Annotated in this window: 15 protein-coding genes and 1 pseudogene; 10 read left to right on the top strand and 6 right to left on the bottom strand. The window is 66.5% G+C overall.

The features are described from left to right. Positions 1 to 1,262: ATP-dependent sacrificial sulfur transferase LarE (larE, locus tag CV1CTNOD_RS00230; protein ID WP_131784217.1), on the bottom strand; the 1,262-nt coding region annotated here is incomplete at its 3' end. A 336-nt stretch (positions 1,263 to 1,598) separates the two neighbouring features. Here larE and purS point away from each other — a divergent pair. The 5 genes from purS (at position 1,599) to CV1CTNOD_RS00260 (ending at position 6,629) form a co-directional block, all read left to right on the top strand. Continuing rightward, complete coding sequence (gene purS / locus CV1CTNOD_RS00235; protein WP_131784204.1) at positions 1,599 to 1,907, top strand: phosphoribosylformylglycinamidine synthase subunit PurS; 309 nt, start codon at positions 1,599 to 1,601, stop codon at positions 1,905 to 1,907. Positions 1,908 to 2,436: 529 nt separating this feature from the next. Then, entirely contained in the window at positions 2,437 to 2,787 is a 351-nt protein-coding gene (locus CV1CTNOD_RS00245) for a rhodanese-like domain-containing protein (protein WP_131784205.1), read from the top strand. Between the two features lie 119 nt (positions 2,788 to 2,906). After that, entirely contained in the window at positions 2,907 to 3,752 is an 846-nt protein-coding gene (locus CV1CTNOD_RS00250) for an HNH endonuclease family protein (RefSeq protein WP_242606230.1), read from the top strand. 209 nt (positions 3,753 to 3,961) lie between these two features. Next, the gene (locus tag CV1CTNOD_RS26015) at positions 3,962 to 5,392 is read left to right on the top strand and encodes a PAS domain-containing protein (protein ID WP_131784206.1); all 1,431 of its coding nucleotides are present in this window, start codon (positions 3,962 to 3,964) and stop codon (positions 5,390 to 5,392) included. Further along, positions 5,340 to 6,629 carry a putative bifunctional diguanylate cyclase/phosphodiesterase gene (locus tag CV1CTNOD_RS00260; protein WP_242606233.1) on the top strand — a complete coding sequence of 430 codons (1,290 nt, stop codon included), beginning with the start codon at positions 5,340 to 5,342 and terminating at the stop codon, positions 6,627 to 6,629. The genes CV1CTNOD_RS26015 and CV1CTNOD_RS00260 overlap by 53 nt, the downstream gene beginning before the upstream one ends. 34 nt (positions 6,630 to 6,663) lie before the next feature. Here the strand turns inward: CV1CTNOD_RS00260 and argS are convergent, their stop codons facing one another. Both argS and CV1CTNOD_RS00270 read right to left on the bottom strand, forming a co-directional pair. Then, positions 6,664 to 8,388: an arginine--tRNA ligase gene (gene argS / locus CV1CTNOD_RS00265; RefSeq protein WP_131784208.1), complete on the bottom strand. Its 1,725-nt coding sequence runs from the start codon at positions 8,386 to 8,388 to the stop codon at positions 6,664 to 6,666. Between the two features lie 196 nt (positions 8,389 to 8,584). Then, complete coding sequence (locus CV1CTNOD_RS00270; protein ID WP_131784219.1) at positions 8,585 to 9,763, bottom strand: uroporphyrinogen-III synthase; 1,179 nt, start codon at positions 9,761 to 9,763, stop codon at positions 8,585 to 8,587. 352 nt (positions 9,764 to 10,115) lie between these two features. On the opposite strand from CV1CTNOD_RS00270, the gene nirB reads away from it, so the two are divergent. The 4 genes from nirB to CV1CTNOD_RS24225 all read left to right on the top strand — a co-directional run bounded on the left by nirB (position 10,116) and on the right by CV1CTNOD_RS24225 (position 15,111). Beyond that, the gene (nirB, locus tag CV1CTNOD_RS00275; RefSeq protein ID WP_131784209.1) at positions 10,116 to 12,701 is read left to right on the top strand and encodes a nitrite reductase large subunit NirB; all 2,586 of its coding nucleotides are present in this window, start codon (positions 10,116 to 10,118) and stop codon (positions 12,699 to 12,701) included. Continuing rightward, the gene (nirD, locus tag CV1CTNOD_RS00280; RefSeq protein ID WP_131784210.1) at positions 12,698 to 13,093 is read left to right on the top strand and encodes a nitrite reductase small subunit NirD; all 396 of its coding nucleotides are present in this window, start codon (positions 12,698 to 12,700) and stop codon (positions 13,091 to 13,093) included. Before nirB ends, nirD begins: the two co-directional genes overlap by 4 nt. A 258-nt stretch (positions 13,094 to 13,351) precedes the next feature. Continuing rightward, positions 13,352 to 14,731, top strand: coding sequence for an MFS transporter (locus tag CV1CTNOD_RS00285; protein WP_131784211.1), 1,380 nt, complete (start codon positions 13,352 to 13,354; stop codon positions 14,729 to 14,731). 233 nt (positions 14,732 to 14,964) lie between these two features. Then, entirely contained in the window at positions 14,965 to 15,111 is a 147-nt protein-coding gene (locus CV1CTNOD_RS24225) for a hypothetical protein (protein ID WP_165485233.1), read from the top strand. A 32-nt stretch (positions 15,112 to 15,143) separates the two neighbouring features. On the opposite strand, the gene CV1CTNOD_RS00290 is transcribed toward CV1CTNOD_RS24225, so the two are convergent. The 3 genes from CV1CTNOD_RS00290 to CV1CTNOD_RS24230 form a co-directional block, all read right to left on the bottom strand. Then, a complete protein-coding gene (locus tag CV1CTNOD_RS00290) occupies positions 15,144 to 16,223 on the bottom strand; it encodes a methyltransferase domain-containing protein (RefSeq protein ID WP_131784212.1) in 1,080 nt (359 codons plus the stop codon). Positions 16,224 to 17,006: 783 nt separating this feature from the next. Next, a complete protein-coding gene (locus CV1CTNOD_RS00295) occupies positions 17,007 to 17,273 on the bottom strand; it encodes a hypothetical protein (protein ID WP_131784213.1) in 267 nt (88 codons plus the stop codon). A gap of 417 nt (positions 17,274 to 17,690) precedes the next feature. Next, positions 17,691 to 17,846 (bottom strand): hypothetical protein, encoded by a 156-nt coding sequence (locus CV1CTNOD_RS24230; RefSeq protein WP_165485234.1) that lies wholly within the window; start codon positions 17,844 to 17,846, stop codon positions 17,691 to 17,693. A 241-nt stretch (positions 17,847 to 18,087) separates the two neighbouring features. Between CV1CTNOD_RS24230 and CV1CTNOD_RS24235 the strand changes: the two are divergent. Continuing rightward, positions 18,088 to 18,729: pseudogene (locus CV1CTNOD_RS24235) on the top strand (XRE family transcriptional regulator); the annotation flags it as partial.

The raw sequence follows: 18,729 nt of genomic DNA on the forward strand, positions 1-18,729 counted from the left end.
TCGGCGTCCACCTCGACCAGCGCCACGTCGTCGAGGTCGCGCACACGCAGGTCCCGGACACCGAGCTCCGCGGTGGCCAGGGCCGCCCGCAGCACGGCCTCCGCGCGTTCGACCCGGGCGAGGCGTACCGGCGACACCTCGATGCCGTAGGCGATGCGGCTGGCCAGGCAGGCCGCGGCCGGCTTGTCCCAGGTCGACAGGCCCCACCGCCGGGACGCCTCACGAACCTGCGCCTTGGTCAGGCCGGCGTCGCGCAACGGGGTACGCGCCCCCCGCTGGGCCGCCGCACGGATACCCGGCCGGAACCCGGCCACGGCGTCGTCGGCGTTCGTACCGGTCACCACGTGGGCGAGCCCCAGGGAGTCCGCGAGCGGCCGCAGCGTCTCGGTGAGCTCCGCCTTGCAGAAGTAACACCGGTCCGGCCCGTTGGCCCGGTAGCCTTCGCGTCCCATCTCGTTCGTGGACGGCGTGAGGTGGCGGACGCCGAGTCGCGCGGCAAAATCGGTGGCGGCGGCAAGCTCGGCGGCCGGCAGGGACGCCGACACCGCCGTGGCCGCCACCACCCGGTCGGCGCCCAGGGCCCGGACCGCGGCCGCCAGCAGGAACGCCGAGTCCGCCCCACCGGAGAAGGCAACCAGCACCGAACCGAGCTCGGCCAGCCGCGCGGCCAGGTCGTCGAGGCGGCCGAGCAGCAGGTGGGACGACAACCAGCCGCCGAACGCGGCCAGGTCGGGCAGCACGACGTCGGCTCCGGCCGCGCCCAGCTCGTCCGCCGAACACGGGCCAGTGGGTACCGCGACGGCCAGGGCACCGGCCGCGTGCGCACCGACGACGTCCCCGACATGGTCACCCACGTAGATCGTGACACCGTGGGCACGCATGGCCTCGGCTTTCGTTTCGGCGAACCGCCAGCCCTCGACCGCGTCCGCCTCGATACCGATGTGGGCGAGGCTCGCCTGCGCGAGCGGTCCGCTCTTAGCGGTGACGACAACCACCCGGCCGCCATGGTGACGCACCTGGGCAACCACATCGACCGCGCCCGGCATCGGCAGCGACACCGGCAGCGCGTGGACGGCGTACAGCTCGCGGTAGCGGGCCGCCATGTCCGGCACCCGCTCGGGCGGGAACCAGCGGGAGATCTCCTCCTCCAGCGGCGGCCCGAGGCGGGCGGCGGCCACCTCGCCGTCGATCGTCACCCCGGTTTCAGCGGCCAGCGCGACGTAGGTGGCGGTGACGCCGCGCCGGGCGTCCAGCAACGTCATGTCCAGGTCGAATCCGACGACCGGACCAGCCGTGACCGGCCGGACGGGCTTCACTCCGGCTGCCCCCGGCGGTCCGGCTCCCCCTGAGGCGGGTTGCCCCGGCACGGACACGGGTTGCCCCGACACGGACACGGACACGGACTGTCCTGGCACGGATGTCGACACATACCCGAGGGTAGTGACCGACGCCATGCCGCGGGTGCCCGCGGCCATGGGCCGGTTGGTGCACGAGGCCCACCGGATTGGTGCACCGGGCCCATCGGTGCACAGGAGTCGACAGTGCGCCGGGCTCGGCGGCGCACCAGTACCCACGATGCACCGATACAGTCTTCAGGCGTGGCCAGGGTCGTCGTGGACGTGATGCTGAAACCGGAGATCCTCGACCCGCAGGGGCAGGCGGTGCTCGCCGCGCTGCCGCGCCTGGGCGTGTCCGGCATCATCGGGGTACGCCAGGGCAAACGTTTCGAGCTGGAGGTGGACGGCGAGGCCGACGCCGACGTCCTCTCCCGGATCGACCGGCTTGCCGCCTCCCTGCTCGCCAACCCCGTGATCGAGGACTACGTCGTGCGGGTGGAGGCGGTGGAGACCGAACCCACCGGAGCCGAAGCAGCCGAGGCCGAACCCGCGGCCACCCACCGCGGGTAACCCTCTACCTGGCCGCCGGGCACGCGAAAACTCATGATCGCGTGCCCTTTGGCCAAGCAGCCCTTATATGCCCTCCGGGCACGGAAAAACCCACGACCGTGTGCCCGTACCCGCCGGGGAGGTCCGGGTGATCGGTTCAAGCGGTCGGATCGGCCGGTGAGAGGAACATGACCCGGCGTCCGCACGAGTCACAGACTGCGACCCGCGCGTACGGTTCGTCATCCCCTGGGACAAGGTGCGCCAGCGGTACGATCCCGCCGCACCACGGACAGGTCAGCCAGGGCCCGTCCGCCCCGCATCCTGATGATTCCACATCGAGCGATTCCACGGTCATCACGGTCCCACCACGCGCCTTCCACCGCGGACGAAAAAGCGCTCTCGTGACCACAGCCGGCCGGTCGGAGGACCAAAGGCATTCTGATCATGTTTCTCCCGCGCCACCGGGAGGCCCAAATCCCCGGATGTTCCACCTCACACAATGTCCGGTAGCCAACGGCACGGGATGCCGGACGGATGGCAGGATGGCCGCGTGGGCTCGGATCAGATACCTTCAGTCACAGTAGATCAACTTCCGGTGGCGGCTGCGTCGGATGCCGGACTGCTGCTCCTCGACGTCCGGGAAACCGAGGAGTGGGATGCGGGGCATATCGCCGGAGCGGTACACATCCCCATGGGCGAGCTCCTCGACCGCATCGACGAGGTGCCGCGCGACCGGGACGTAGTGGTCGTCTGCCGGTCCGGGCAGCGTTCAGCCGCGGTCACGGCCTACCTGCACCGCGCCGGCTGGCGAGCCCGCAACCTCGACGGCGGAATGATCGCCTGGGACGCCTCGGGCCGTCCGATGGAGAACAGCGCGCCGCATCCCCCGGCTGTGATCTGACCGGGTCCGCCGCGATCTGACCGGTGTCCGCCGCTACCGGCGGCCGCATCCGCGACACACCCACCCAAAACCGGCGTTATCGAACGGCACGGACGCCGGCCGGCGGGAAACTGGGCGCCATGACCCTCATCGAGCCCTCCGTGTCGATGCCGCGTTCCCGGACACCGGCGGACCGAACCCGCCGGCGGCGCGGCCCCGCAATCCAGGGCCCCGCAATCCGCAGCACCGCAACGCGTGGCTGCGGCTGGGCGCGGACGTTGCCGGTGGGTTTTGTGCTGTGCCTCGCCATGTGCTTCGCCGCGACAGGCTGCGGGGCGCTCGACCGCGCGGGGCCGTCCACGGACGCCGGCGGAGCGACGGGCAGGCATGGGCAGGTCATCACCGTCGGAGCTGCCGTTGCCACCCTGCAGTCGATACCGGTGCACCCGGCCACGGCGTCGCCGCGATACCGGCGGGACGAGTTCGGCCCTGCCTGGGCGGACGTCGACGACAACGGCTGCGACACGCGCAACGACATCCTGCACCGCGATCTGACGCTGGTGACCACGAAGCGGAACTCGTGCATAGTACTGACCGGCGAGCTGAAGGATCCGTACACTAACCGGACCATCCGCTTCGACCGTTCACGGGCCGCGGACGCCGTCCAGATCGACCATGTGGTGGCGCTGGCGGACGCCTGGCGGACCGGGGCCGCCTTCTGGTCGCCGGACAAGCGCCTGGCATTCGCGAACGACCCGGAGAACCTGCTCGCGGTCAACGGTCCGACGAATCAGGACAAAAGCGACGACGACGCCTCGCAGTGGCTGCCCCCGAACCGGGGATACCGCTGCCGGTACGTGGCCCGGCAGATCGGAGTGAAGGCCCGCTACGGACTGTGGGTGGATGCGACCGAGCGGGAAGCAATGATCAAAATACTGAGCGGATGCCCGACCCAGCCCGTGTTCGGCGCCGCGCAGACCCACTGACGATCCACCGGCACCGACCATCCACCGGCCGGTCCAGCCGCACTCGGTGAACGCTCACCGTAACGATCAGATTGGCTGCATTCAAGTCACACTCGTCACATCAGGCCACCGTGCGAGTACAGTTAACTTTTTTGTTACCGGAAAGACTCCTGGCTTCTCCTCCGGATGCCATGCGACTAGGTGGAGGCCGTCGAGACGGATACGAGTAAGTGGGTGAGGAACTGGTGGGACTGGAGGGGGATCGCCTCGATCTGTTCAACCGGCTGCAGATCGGGATGGCAGCCGTCGGCATAGTTGATCACATGGTGTGGCGAGTGAACGCGGCTGCCTGCCGGATCCTCGGCCGTAGCGAGGCGGAACTGCTCGACACAACCTGGGACAGGTTGATCCATCCGGACGACCGGAAGAAGCAGCTGAACGACGCCCGACACCTCGTGAGCGACGATCGGACCGACTACCAGGACGTGATCCGGTTCGTCCGCCCGGACGGCTCGGTGGTTCACGTGCTGGCCACCACGACGATCCTGCGAGACCACCCCGATGGGGAGCCCTACTATCTCAGCCAGTTCCAGGACGTCACCCAGGAAGTGACCACCCACCACTACCTGCGGTTATTGCTGGAGAACACCCCGGTGACGTTGTTCCTGATGGACCGGACCGGACGCATCAGGTTCGCCGGGGGCGAGGTGAACGTCAGCCGCGTGAACACCACACGGCTGTCGGTCTTCGAGACGTTCGAGGACATGCCGATCCTGTCCCTGGCCCGTAGGGCGCTGTCCGGCGAGCGCGTGTCAGGTGTCGTCGAGGCGCGTGGACTCCGCTACGACGCCCACGTGGTGCCTATACTCGCCGCGGACAGCACCGTGATGTCAGTAGCGATGGTTGCCACCGACGTCACCGAGCGCGAACAGGCGCTGGAGGAGCTGCGAGCCCGCTCGGCCGAACAGGCGATCGTGGCGGACCTGGGTCGGCAGGCCCTGAACAGGCCTGATCCGGAACCGTTGTGGCGCGCCGCCGCAGAAATGATCTCTGATCACCTGCACGCGGACGCCGTCACCGTACACGAGCTGCACCCCGGTCATACCGGGTCGCACCCGGCTGCAACCGTCGGAACACCACCCGAACCCGGCATCCTGGTCACGTCAGCGCTTGCGGCCCGCGGCCCCGTCCACGCCGACAATCTCCCCGGCCCCGACCCGCAGGATTCGCCAGACCAGTGGGGGTCATCGGAGCAGCGGAGTTCGCACGACCCGCAGGGTTCACCGGACCCGCAGGACGACAACCAGAGGCCGCGCTCCGGCGGGCTGCGCTGTGGGCTCGCGATCCCGATCGGCCAGCCCGACAACCCCACCGCGATCCTCACGATCTATCGTGCCGCACCGACCACGTCCGGCCCCGGACCCGGACACACCGATGAGATCGATCACGTCCGCGTCGGGCTCCGCAGACACGTCCGGTCCCAGCTCGTTCACCGAGCGCGAGGTCGAGTTCTCGCGGGCGGTCGCGACCGTCCTCAGCGCGGCAGCCGTCCGGTTCCAGATCGAACGCGACGCCCACCATCGTGCCCTGCACGACGGGCTTACCGGGTTGGCCAACCGCACCGCGCTGTTCGAGCACCTCGGTCAGACGCTGAACCATGACAACGGTCAGACACCGAACCACAACCACCAGCACCGGACCGGAATCCTGTTCGTCGACCTCGACGGATTCAAGAACGTCAACGACTCGTTGGGCCACCACACCGGCGACCGGCTTCTGTGTGAGGTCGCCACTCGCCTGCGCAACGCCGTCCGGCCCGGCGACACCGTCGCCCGTCTCTCAGGCGACGAGTTCGCCGTCGTCTGCGAAGAGATCACGACTGAACCCGCCCTGCGCGCCATCGCCGAGCGGGTCGTGACCGCCCTCTCCAAACCCGTGATCCTCGATGGACGTCACGTCACCGTCACCGCCAGTGTGGGTGTCGCCCTGTCCGGACCCGACATCCCAGACCCCGACGGCCTGCTGCGGGCCGCCGACATCGCCATGTACGGTGCCAAACACCAGGGCCGCGGCCGTTACCTCCTGTTCGACGAGACCATGCGCAGCGAGGCCCTCGACCGGCTCACCACCGAAAACGACCTCCGCCACGCCCTCACCACAAACGATCTCCGCCTGCACTACCAACCTGTCATCAACGCCGGCGGCAACGTCGTGGGCGCCGAAGCCCTCCTCCGCTGGCAGCATCCCGAACGCGGGCTGCTGTACCCCGAGGCGTTCCTCCCCCTCGCCGAGGAAACCGGGATAATCGTTTCGCTGGGTCGGTGGGTCCTGCACACCGCCTGCCACGCCGCCGCCACCTGGACGCCGGGCCCATCACCGGTCTGCCCGCCACACATCAGCATCAACGTCTCCGCCCGCCAGCTCACCGACCCCCATTTCCTGCCCGACCTCGCAGCGCTCCTGCGAACCACCAACGCCGACCACCGTTACCAGCTCTGCCTCGAAATCACCGAAAACACCCTCATCGACGACGGCAGCACCGTCATCGCCACCCTGCAGGCCGCACACGCCCTCGGTGTCACCCTCTACATCGACGACTTCGGCTCCGGCCATTCCTCCCTCACCCGGCTGCACCGCCTTCCGCTCGATGGCCTCAAAATCGACCGCCGATTCATCAGCAGGATGACCGACAACCCCGCCGACCACGCCATCGTCGCCGCCGTCATCCATCTGGCCCACGTCCTCGGCCTGACCGCCATAGCGGAGGGGGTCGAAAGCTCCGAACAGCTCGCCGCACTCACCGACCTACGTTGTGACCTTGTTCAGGGCTACCACCTCGCCCGTCCCGAACCGCATCTGCCCGCCCTGCAACCGACCGCCACCGCCTGCCGACCCTGATGGGCCCGAACCTGGCCGCCGGCCAGGGCATCGATCACATCTGCTCGGGTGCGGTTATGCCGAGCAGCTCCAGGCCGGTCGCAAGGGTACGACGGGTCAGATCGCAGAGGGCGAGCCGGCTGGTGCGGACCGACTCCTCGGAGCGGAGGATGGGGCATTTCTCGTAGAAGGTGGTGAAGGAGGCCGCAAGGCCGAAAAGATAGCCCGCCAGCCGGTGGAACTCGAGCGAGTCGGCAATTTCGTTCACCACGTCGCCGAAGCTGAGCAGCTGGACAGCGAGGTGACGTTCCTCGGGCTCGCGGATCCGGATGTCGGCGGCGGCGACCGGATACGTCAGCCCCGTCCGGCGGAACACCGAGCAGATCCTTGCGTGGGCGTACTGCAGGTAGGGAGCCGTATTACCGTCGAAAGCCAACATGCGGTCAAGGTCGAAGATGTAGTCCTTCGACCGGTCGGTCGACAGGTCCGCGTACTTCACGGCACCGATCCCGATCGCCCGGGCGACTTCTGAACGTGTCTGCACCTCAAGAGCCGGGTTCTTCACGGCGATGACGTCGGCGGCCCGGGAAACGGCCTCGTCCAACAGGGCGACGAGCTTCACGGAGTCACCCGTCCGGGTCCGGAGCATCTTGCCGTCGGCACCCAGAATCGATCCGTGACCGATATGCTCGGCCCGCACGGGTGGAACCAGCCAACCGGCCTCGCGAGCCACCTCGTAAATCATCTCAAAATGTTGGTACTGCGGCAGCCCCACTACATAGAGCAGCCGGGTCGCGTGCAGGTTGCGAATCCGATAGCGAATCGTCGCGAGATCGGTGGTCGCATACCCGTAACCACCGTCTCGTTTACGCACGATGAGCGGCAGGGGTTCACCGTCCCGATTCTTGAATCCTTCCGGGAAGGCGCACAGAGCTCCGTCGCTCAACCGGAGCAGCCCCAGCTCGGCGAGCTCGTCGACAACCGGAACCAGCTGGTCGTTGTAGGAACTCTCCCCGAGAAAGTCCGCCTCGGTCAGGAGCACACCGAGATGGGAGTAGACGGTCAGAAAATACTTCTTGGACTCGCCGACCAGGACGTGCCAGAGACGACGTGTCGTCGGATCACCCGCCTGGAGCTGGACGACCCTGAGCCTCGAACGCTCCTTGAACGCCTCGTCCGCGTCAAATTTCACACGTGCGGCCTTGTAGAAGGCGTTGAGGTCGCCGACCGAAAGCTCGTGGACGGCCTCGGACTCGCCGACGTCGAGCAGATGCTCGACAAGCATTCCGAACGGTGTGCCCCAGTCCCCGATGTGATTCTGACGTATGACCGAATGACCCATCCAGCCCAGCAGCCGCACTGCCGCGTCGCCTATGATCGTCGACCGGAGATGACCGACGTGCATCTCTTTGGCGGCGTTCGGCCCGGAATAGTCGATGACGACCACCTCGGGCGAAGGCACGGAAGCGACACCCAGGCGCTCGTCGGCAAGTATTCCCTCGAGCAGGCGCTCCAGCGCGGACGCGGCCAGGTGCAGGTTGATGAACCCCGGCCCGGCCACCTCGACCGTGTCACACAGATCGTCAAGCTCGGCGGCCCTTGTCACCTCGGCGGCGATTTCACGCGGGTTGCGGCGGAGGCGGCGGGCCAGCGAGAGGGCCGCGTCCGCCTGGTAGTCCGCCCGCTGCGACCGCCGGATGGCGGGGTCGACCTGTTCACCGGCGACGGCCGCGAAGGCCGCACCCAACCGCTCGTCGAGAAGACGTTCCAAGCTTGTCACGTTCGTTAATCTACCGACTCGGCAACGGGCCGACCGGGCTCGGCCCTGGGCAGACATCACGGCGATCGGTGAGGTTCGGGCCAAAGTCAGGAACCACCTGGACCCGGCTCGCTGCTCGAACGCCCTGCGTGCAGTCGCAACGCCCTGCGCTCGGTCACTCTGAAAGCTCAGTCGCGCTGAAACAGGCTCCTGGGCGTCATATCGCCTGGCGTGCTGCCAACCGATACCCGCGCTTGACGACCGTCTCGATCACCTGGCCCGCCGGGCCGAGCGCTGTCCGTAGCCGCGCCACGGTCATCTCCACCGCGTGCTCGTCGGCCAGGTCGGACGCGCCGGTGCGGCTGAGCAGCTCCGCGCGGGAGAGCACCCGACCGGGTCGTTCCGCCAACGCCGCCAGAACCGCCGCCGCCTTCGGCGCAAGTGTCACCGGGGAACCGTCCACCACCACTGCGCAGCCCTGGACCCGCAGCTCACAGCCGCCTGCCAGCACCACCCGGCACCGCCGTGCCGGCAGCTCCTCGCACACCAGTCGTACCAGCGCACCGAGCCGGAACCGATCGGGGCTGACCGCGGGCACCCCACGCCGCTGTAGCGGCGCGGCGCACACCGGACCCACACAGGCGGCCAGCACCTGCCCCCGCAGCGCGTCGAGTACCTCACTCTCACGGTCCATCTCCGCGGCGGTCCGTAGCAGGCTCAGCACCGCGGGAGCGCTGGTGAACGTCACCGCGTCCAGCCCACCGGAGGCGATCAGGTCGACCATGCGACGAACCGGCCGCGGGTCCGCCGGCGGCTCCCAGCGGTAGACCGGCGCCTCCACGACCTCGGCACCGGCTGCCCGCAGGTTGTCCACCATGTCCGGCAACGGCTCGCCGTGGAGCTGGACGGCGATTCGCAGGCCGCGCAGGTCCTCGGTGAGCAGCCGTTCCACCAGTTCGGCGCCTGACTCCGACGGCGGTGACCAGCATTCGCTCAACCCGACCGCCCGTACCGCACCGGTGACTTTCGGGCCGCGGGTGAACATCCGCGCCCCCGCCATGTGCCTGCGCAGGTCCTCGCCCAGCCCCCAGCCGTCAGCGGCCTCCATCCAGCCGCGGAAACCGATGCCGGTCGTGGCGATCACAGCGTCCAGGGGCGCGGCCAGACAGGACCGGGTAGCCTCCACCAGCTTGGTGTCGTCGGCGAGCGGCACGATCTGCAGCGCCGGCGCATGCACGACCCGGGCACCGCGGCGCCGCAGCAGGCTGGCCAGTTCCTCACGGCGACGCGCGGCAGTGATCCCCACGGTGAAACCGAGCAACGGCGGCACCGCCGAGGGCGTCGGTTCGCCACCGTCATCCGGCTCGGTACCGTTCGTACGCGCATGGGCCGCCATGCCGGCATGCTCCGGCACCTTGATGTCCTGGACCTTATCGTCCTGCAACACCCGTGTAACGCCGATGTTTTCGACCGCGCCGGCCCCGACCTCACGGACGTGCCGGCGATTCCTCACGAGGCTGTCAGCCCGCACGGCCCGCACGGCCCGCACGGCCTCACGGCAGCGCCGGGCGCGGTGTGCGGAGCTCGTTTCGACGCTGTTTCCGATCTCCAACGACCCCGAAACCGCCGCCGCCTACCGTCCACGGGGCGTGGCGGTCGAGGACGTGACACCGACAAGGTCGAAGACATGGCCGAAAAGAACGAGCGGCGAGCACCGGGAAAGCCGCTTCGAGGGAGGCGATCCGCTGATGTCCCGTCGGACGCTGGTGGTGATCGGCCATGGCATGGCTGGTCACCGCCTGTGCGAGGCTCTGCTGGAACGCGACACCGAAACAGCCTGGGACGTGGTCGTGCTCGCCGAGGAGCCCCGGCCGGCCTATGACCGGGTGGCGCTGTCCTCGGTGTTCACCGGCCGCACGGCCGACGACCTCACTTTGGTCTCCGAGGGTTTCCTCGACCATCCCCGCCTCGCCCTGAGGCTGGACGACCCGGTGGTGGCGATCGACCGGACCACCCGGATGGTCACCACGGCAGCCGGTTTCACGATCGGCTATCACGCGCTGGTGCTCGCGACCGGTTCCGTGCCGTTCGTACCGCCGGTTCCGGGACGGGACGCGACCGGCGTCCACGTCTACCGGACGATCGAGGATCTCGACGCCATCCGGGCGTCAGCGGCCGGGGCCCGAACCGGGGTGGTCGTCGGCGGTGGCCTGCTCGGCCTGGAGGCGGCGAACGCGCTGCGCAGCCTGGGCCTTGCCACGCACGTTGTCGAGTTCGCGCCGCGGCTGATGCCGATGCAGGTCGACGAGGCCGGTGGCCAGATGCTGCGGGCTCACGTGGAAGCGCTCGGAATCGGCGTACACACAGCCACCGTCACCGAGCGGATCACAGCGGGTGATGACGGTCGGGTGCGGCGGATACTCTTCGCCCGCCATCCGGACGGCCTCACCGGTCTGGACGTCGACGTGGTCGTGTTTTCCGCGGGCATACGGCCACGGGACGCCCTGGCCCGGGAATCGGGCCTTGCGGTGGGCGAACGCGGCGGCGTCGTCGTGGACACCGCGTGCCGCACCGCCGATCCGGCGATCTACGCGATCGGGGAGTGCGCTCTGGCCGCCGGGCGGGTCCACGGTCTGGTGGCCCCGGGCTACGCGATGGCAGAGGTGGTGGCGGACCGGCTACTCGGCGGCTGCGCCACCTTCACCGGCGGGGACACCTCGACCAAGCTGAAGTTGCTCGGGGTGGACGTGGCCAGCTTCGGCGACGCCTTTGCCACCACCCCCGGCGCGTTGCCGATCACCTTCGCCGACCCGACAAAGAAGACCTACAAGAAGGTGGTGCTGTCCGACGACGCTCGCCGGGTGCTCGGCGGTGTCCTGGTCGGCGACGCTTCCTCGTACGCAGCCCTGCGGGCGCTGGCTGGATCCGCCCAGGCGCTGCCCGACGACCCGGCCCAGCTCATCCTGCCGGCGGCCGGCGGCCCGACCGGCGGGGTGGCGCTGCCCGACGACGCGCAGATCTGCAGCTGCCGCAACGTCACCCGTGGCCAGGTCACTGCCGCGATCGATGCCGGCTCCCTCACCGATCTTTCCGAGGTGAAGACGTGCACTGGTGCGGGGACCGGATGCGGCAGCTGCATTCCGCTGCTGAAGTCCATCCTCACGGAGAAACTCGCCGCCGCTGGTGTCGCCGTCAGCAACGCGTTGTGCGAGCACTTCGACCACAGTCGTGCCGAACTGTTCGAAATCGTACGGGCCCGCGGCATCACCACGTTCTCCCAGCTTGTTTCCGAACACGGCCGGGGGCGTGGCTGCGAGGTGTGCCGGCCCGTGGCCGCGTCCATCCTCGCGTCCATCTACAACCGGCACATCCTCGACGGTGAGCAGGCCGCGCTGCAGGACACCAATGACCACGTCCTGGCAAACCTGCAGAAGGACGGTACCTATTCGGTCGTGCCACGGCTGCCCGGCGGTGAGGTCACCCCCGACACGCTCATCCTCATCGGCGAGGTGGCCAAGGAGTTCGGTCTCTACACCAAGATCACAGGTGGTCAGCGAATCGACATGTTCGGAGCACGCCTGGAACAGCTCCCGCGGATATGGGCGCGCCTGGTGGCCGGCGGGTTGGAATCCGGGCACGCATACGGGAAGGCGCTGCGCACGGTGAAGTCGTGCGTCGGTGAGACCTGGTGCCGGTACGGGGTCGGGGACTCGACGACGCTCGCCGTGGAACTGGAACTGCGTTACCGCGGGCTGCGAGCCCCCCACAAGATAAAAATGGGGGTGTCGGGGTGTGCCCGGGAGTGCGCGGAGGCGCGCTCCAAGGACGTCGGGATCATCGCCACCGAAAACGGATGGAATCTCTATCTCGGCGGCAACGGTGGCTACCGGCCGCGGCACGCCGAGCTGTTCGCCGGCGACCTCGACACGCCGACGCTCGTCCGCCACATCGACCGTTTTCTCATGTTCTACGTCCGGACCGCCGACCGCCTGCAACGCACCGCACCGTGGATCGAAAGCCTCGACGGCGGCCTGGAACACCTCCGGCGCGTCATCGTGGACGACGCCCTGGGCATCTGCGCGGATCTGGACGAGGCGATGGCACGGCATGTCCACACCTACACCGACGAGTGGAAGGCGACGCTCGCCGACCCCGACAAGCTCCGCCACTTCGTGTCCTTCGTCAACCTCCCGGATGCCGGCGACCCCGACATCGTGCGGGTGCTGGAACGAGGGCAGCCGCGGCCGGCGCGTGCCGGCGAGCGGGCGGTACTGGTGGCGGGCCCCCGGCTGGCCGTCTCGCCGGCAGGACATTCGCCGGGAGGACAGGCATGAGCGAGTCGTGGACTGACGTGTGCGCGTTCGACGACCTGCTGGCCGACCGCGGCACGGCCGCGTTCGTACACGGCACGCAGGTCGCGCTGTTCCGGCTGGGCGACGGGAAGCTGTTCGCCATCGGCAACCACGACCCGGTCGGCGGCGCCAACGTACTGGCGCGCGGGCTCGTCGGCTCGCGCGGCGACCGCCCGGTCGTGTTCTCCCCGCTGCACAAACAAGCATTCGACCTGGCGACCGGAGTGTGTCTGGACGCCGACGGGATGGCGATACCGACATACCCGATCCGTATCCGTGACGGCCGGGTCGAGGTGGGACCGGCCCACGGCCCACGCCCGGCGGCGCCGGTCACCGCCGCCTTTCCCCGGCAACCGGCAGCCGGTAAGCGGTAACCCGCAACCCGGCATAAGGGCCTGATTCCCCGTCGGCCGGGCGGCGACCGCCACGTCCTCCGCATGACCGCTTCTTTTTCCTCACACCGGCGGAATCACCGTGTGAGAGAAACGCACATCGTCCGTCATCGGGCTGCCCCATCAACCGTAACGCTCTTTTTCTAGCGTCGATCCCGGCGTTTACATCCCCGGCCGAAGGACCCGCGATCCGGCTTCGTCCCCGCGCGTCCGGAGGCCCCAAGGGCCTGGAGGAAGCCCATGAGCACCACTTTGGAGGGGGCCCCGCCCAGCGGGAGCCCAGCCCCGGTCCACCGGGGCCGTTGGATCGACGACTGGCGACCCGAGGACGCCGCGTTCTGGTCCCGGACCGGCGCCACCATCGCGCGACGTAACCTGATCTTCTCCATTCTGAGCGAGCACATCGGCTTCTCGGTCTGGAGCCTGTGGTCGGTTCTGGTCCTGTTCCTAGGGCCGCGGTACCACGTGGACCCGGCCGGGAAATTCGTCCTGACCATGGTGCCGGCCGTTGTCGGATCCGTGCTGCGGCTGCCGTACACGTTCGCGGTGGCCAAGTTCGGTGGCCGGAACTGGACGGTGTTCAGCGCGCTCCTGCTCGTGGTGCCGTGCATCCTCACCGCGGTCGTCCTCAAGCCCGGTGTCTCGTACAGCACGCTGCTCGTCGTGGCAGCCGTCGCGGGTGTGGGCGGCGGTAATTTCGCCTCGTCCATGGCCAACATCAATTACTATTATCCGCAGCGGCTGAAAGGCTGGGCACTGGGGTTGAACGCCGGCGGGGGCAACCTCGGCGTGGCGTTCGTCCAGATCGCCGGTCTGATCGTGCTGGAGACGGCCGGAGCCGCCCATCCCCGGCTGATCCTGGCGGTCTATATTCCGCTGATCGTCCTGTCCGTGACGGGCGCCGCGCTGTTCATGAACAACCTGTCGTCGGCGAAGAACGACAAACGAGCCATGCGGGACGTCTGCCGTGACAGGCACAGCTGGATCATGTCCTTGCTCTACATCGGGACCTTCGGCTCGTTCATCGGCTTCGGATTCGCTTTCGGCCAGGTACTGCAGGTCCAGTTCAAGGCGGACTTCGCCACACCGGCAAAGGCCGCGCACCTGACATTCCTGGGACCGCTGCTGGGCTCTCTGATCCGTCCTGTCGGCGGCGTGCTCGCCGACCGCTACGGCGGCGCCCGGGTCACATTCGTCAACTTCGTCGCGATGGTGGTGAGCGCCACCATCGTCCTGCTCGCGTCGCTGCAGAATTCGCTGCCACTGTTCCTGGTCGGATTCATGGCGTTGTTCATCTTCAGTGGTATCGGCAACGGTTCGACATACAAGATGATCCCGGCCATCTTCCGGGCGAAGAGCAATCTGCTCGTAGCCCAGGGCATGAGTGAGCCGGCGAGCGAGCAGGAGGCACGCCGGCTGTCCTGTGCGCTCATCGGCCTTGCCGGCGCGATCGGCGCCTTCGGTGGAGCGCTGGTCAACCTTGCATTCCGGCAGTCGTTCCTGACCTACAAGTCAGGTAATGCCGCCTACATCGCATTCATCGCCTTCTACACCGTCTGTTTCATCGTGACCTGGTTCGTATACCTGCGCCCGTCCCCGAAGAGGCTCGAAGGCGTCTGACGCCGGGTCGGGGTTCACGGCCTTCGTGCGAGGACCGTGAACCCCCACCAGCGCACCGGCGCCGGGCCGCTCCGTCCGTGAACCGGACAGACCTCGGATGGACGCGTCAGTCAAGTACTCTTTTAGGAAGATCGATATAGCCATCCCTGATCTGCGGCTGGACATGAAAGGTCGCCTGTGCAGGGCAGCCCGTACGGGGTCGCTGGGCTACGCGACGGGAAGCCCCATCCCGCGTGCCGTCCGACGCCACCGAGACCCTCGGAGAAGCCGACCTCCGGAAGATCCTCCTCGCGGACGTCTACCGGCACTACGGCCGCCACCTGACGAACACCACGCCGGAGCCCTGCCGCCGGGTAGAGCAGCCCAGCACCCGGGAGTAGCGGCACCGCTACCCGTCCTGCTACCCCCACTATCATTCCCATCTGATCGTTCCGTTTGGCAAGGTACGGTCAGGGGAGTCGAGCCAGAATGTTTGCCCTTCGGGAGTGACAGTCGTCCCGAAGCGGGTCTGATCCGGCCTTCCGGCGTCGGTCCACCATCGATAGGCAGCTTCCAGTTCTACCCACAGCCGGTGCGGCCCGTCATAGTGAACCTCATACGTCACACTCCCATTGTTCGCAGGTCGCACAGTGGCCCATGAGTTCGACACACGGTCCGACATGAGGAGAATTTCTCCATCGTCTTCCTCCCTTTCTGCTGTCATCCATCCCGGGAGCAACAGACCCAGAGCAAATCCTGCGTCATATTCCACGAACGGCTCGCGTAGGTATTCCTCCGTCGTCGTGGTATGGGCGTCCGCCGTATTCCAGATCTGCCACAGCGCCCGGCCCGCCCGATGGCCGCGAAGGCGCATGAAAGACGCCGTTCCGTGAAACTTGCCGCTAGCGCCGCCGTAGCCGTCGACGATAAGACACAGGAACGCCCCCCGGTCGAAACTGCCTGTGTAGGGCAGCACGATTCGTCCGCCGGGTCGAGTTTGCTCTATCCATGTATACGGCACACTCAACGCACTGGCGGTGCAAATGATCCGGTCATAGGGTGCGTTGTCCTCGTAACCGCACGTCCCGTCTCCCATGACGACCGTAGCTGACACCCCAGCCTTTAGGAGCGCTTCCCGCGCGTGGTCAGCAACCGATTCATCGACTTCAACCGTTGTTATATAACCCGGCATGACACTTTCGGCGAGCAAGGCCGCATTAAAACCAGTTCCTGTCCCGATCTCCAAAACGTCCATACCCGAATGGAGATCCAACAGGTTGAGCATCTCATGAATTACACCGGGAGCGCTGCTAGAACTCGTCGGGAAGATACCCCTATCAGCGCCGTACGTTCCGGCTCCGTCGTCAACCTGGGTAATAACATACTCGTCACTGTTGGCCAGCTTATCCCACGCTTCCTGATCTTCTTTTCGGTCCAACCGTATGAACCAGCCGTCCTCGCGCTGAACCCAGACAACGTCAGGGACGAAATCCGCACGCCTAACGCGGCTCATACAGTCCCCTTCCCGCTACACGTGGCGCATTTCGTGGTTTGCTTAGCGCTCTTGCCGTCCTTGCCGTCCTTGCCGTCCCCGGTCGTCTGCGTCTTTCCCGAACCATTACAGTTCGGGCACGTCTGCGGCTGTGAGTGTTTCCCCACGACATTCTCCTCTATAACTTCCTTTAACATTATAACCCGGTCTCGAAATAGCATCTCCCCACCGGCCGACCGTCACCGCCGCTTTCTTCGCAGACGGGCCGGCCAAGTGCTGCCGTCGGCAATTGGAAACGTCAGCTTGACGATATGGCAACAACAACCGAGCCCAATTGTGATACTTGGACAACTTTCGACGATAAATATGGTTTCTATCGCAGACAACGACCCGCTGCCTCCCTGTACGCCACGTTTAGCCCAGTACTCCGGGCCGGATGCGCCCTGTCCCGCGGCAGAGTGAGTCCCCGAGTGGTGTAGATCCGGACAAGCCGATCAATAAGGTTCGGCGTGTCGAGCCCGACGGGGCACAAAACACGGACACAAACCTCGTGACCTGGCCCCATCATTCTCATCTGATCGTTCCGTTTGGCCGGCGCCGTTTCCGGGCAGCATCCGGGCCGGCCTCCGAGTCGTGATCCGGATGCTGCGAACACTCGCTGTAAAACTCCGGCTTTCCCCACGTGGTAACTGCCACGGCAACATGTGGCGCGACCGAATCGGGTAGTCCGGCGGGCTCGTACCAGCCGAACCGATCAATCTTTCGACGATTCCCAATAGCCGGGACGCCATTGTAACGTCCGGCCTAAAAATACAATCCGATGCGCCGCCGTATTCCATCGTGGTGGTGTTGGACGTGGACTAGGTAGATACTCGAAACGGCAACGAGTACCGCGATCTGGTCCAGCGCTATACGGCCAACCCCTTGCGTTGGCGATTCGCCGATATCCAGTGTGCCGGACGGCAGGACCCATGCGCCGGTTTCTACATTGTGGACGAACAACAGGCGTCGGTCATACAACAACATCACGTACAGATCAACAGGATGCCCGAAGGGGTCCACGTCGGACACGGGCGGTCCGCCGGTATCGGGCAATCCAGTATCGGGCACAGCCGGTGCTCCCATAGGCGGACACTCCTCGGACAAAGAGACGGAACGGAAAGACATTTTTACAGGTGAGTAAGGAGGGGGCGGGCACCGGCGGCCCTGTCTTTCCCTGGAGGGTGACAGGGATGGGGAGAGACAGGCGGGATCGCCGCAGGTGCCGCTTTCACCCGATGGTCGGGACCGGTGTCATACCGACCGCCGGGGAGCCCGGATACGCGCGTGCACCCTACGCACGCCCATGCGATCCACGCGAGGATCAGTCTCCCTCCCGTTCCGTGACCAAGCTGTTTGCCGATACGGGCTAACGGTGGCGATCCAGCTACGGTTCCGGCAACATGCAGGATGCACGGATACCCACGCGGTAGTCCGTGGTCGTGGCTTTCATAGCTGGCTTCCGAGCGCGAACCGCGTCGGCATTACCCGATATTCGGTAATGCCATAATCTTCGGAAGGTGAATCGACGGTGCGCGACGTCAGGAAAATCACGACGACTTCGACCGGTCCGTCGTTATCGAAGACCATCGACGCGAACAACACCGCCGCTCCGTCACAGTGCCCACCCACGCAGACGCACGACAGCTCCCTCCTCCGGGACTCGGTACTGACCTCACATGGTCACGGCACACCAAGGACACCGGAGAGGCGCCGTCGCAAAAAGTGACAAGCTGGGTGACACGTGTCCGTCACCATGCATGTCACCCTGGCCGATCGTGTCATAATTGCGCCGTAACGGTAGCTCAGGGCCCGCCCGTGAGCTGGGAGGTTAGGTGTACCAACCATGGACAAGGACCGCCCAGCCTGGGCGCAACGTATCCGTTCCGAGCGCGATGCACGTGGTTGGTCGCAGCGGGAAGCTGTACGAGTACTCCAAGCACATTCGGACAAACCGCTCACCGATGAAGAAAATCTTCTTCGTCGATGGAAATCCTGGGAAGCAGGCAAACACGAACCGTCCGATTTCTACAAATCGCTCATTGCTCGTACATTCGGAACAGTCACCAACGCATTCTTCCCCAAATCCGGGACACGAAACGGTGATATCGAAATAATTGCCGTCAGTGGAATGGATACCCTCGACATCATTAGTCGACTCAGACACACGGATATCAACAGCGCGACATTGGACGCACTTCGAATTACAATTGATCGCCTGTGTTCCGAGTACCCATACTTGCCGGCCGATCAACTGGCTGTCGAAGGAAAGCGATGGTTGCGCCACATAACTGAATTGCAAAGCCACCGCCTTACACTTAAGCAGCACCGGGAGACGCTCAATCTGGCTGGCTGGCTGGCGCTTCTAGTGGGATGCGTCGAATATGACGTGGGGGAACGGGCAGCCGCCGAGGCGACTCGTCGAGCCGCACTCGACCTCGGAACGGAAACAGATAGCGCCGAAATACGAGGTTGGGCATACGAGATG

The organism is Protofrankia symbiont of Coriaria ruscifolia (assembly GCF_900634745.1).
Taxonomy (GTDB): Bacteria; Actinomycetota; Actinomycetes; order Frankiales; family Frankiaceae; genus Protofrankia; species Protofrankia californiensis.

Coding starts and splice junctions, on each gene's coding strand:
- CV1CTNOD_RS00250 (WP_242606230.1), top strand. CDS start 2,907: ATGACCCTCATCGAGCCCTCCGTGTCGATGCCGCGTTCCCGGACACCG.
- CV1CTNOD_RS00270 (WP_131784219.1), bottom strand. CDS start 9,763: ATGGCGGCCCATGCGCGTACGAACGGTACCGAGCCGGATGACGGTGGC.
- nirB (WP_131784209.1), top strand. CDS start 10,116: ATGTCCCGTCGGACGCTGGTGGTGATCGGCCATGGCATGGCTGGTCAC.
- nirD (WP_131784210.1), top strand. CDS start 12,698: ATGAGCGAGTCGTGGACTGACGTGTGCGCGTTCGACGACCTGCTGGCC.
- CV1CTNOD_RS00285 (WP_131784211.1), top strand. CDS start 13,352: ATGAGCACCACTTTGGAGGGGGCCCCGCCCAGCGGGAGCCCAGCCCCG.
- CV1CTNOD_RS00290 (WP_131784212.1), bottom strand. CDS start 16,223: ATGAGCCGCGTTAGGCGTGCGGATTTCGTCCCTGACGTTGTCTGGGTT.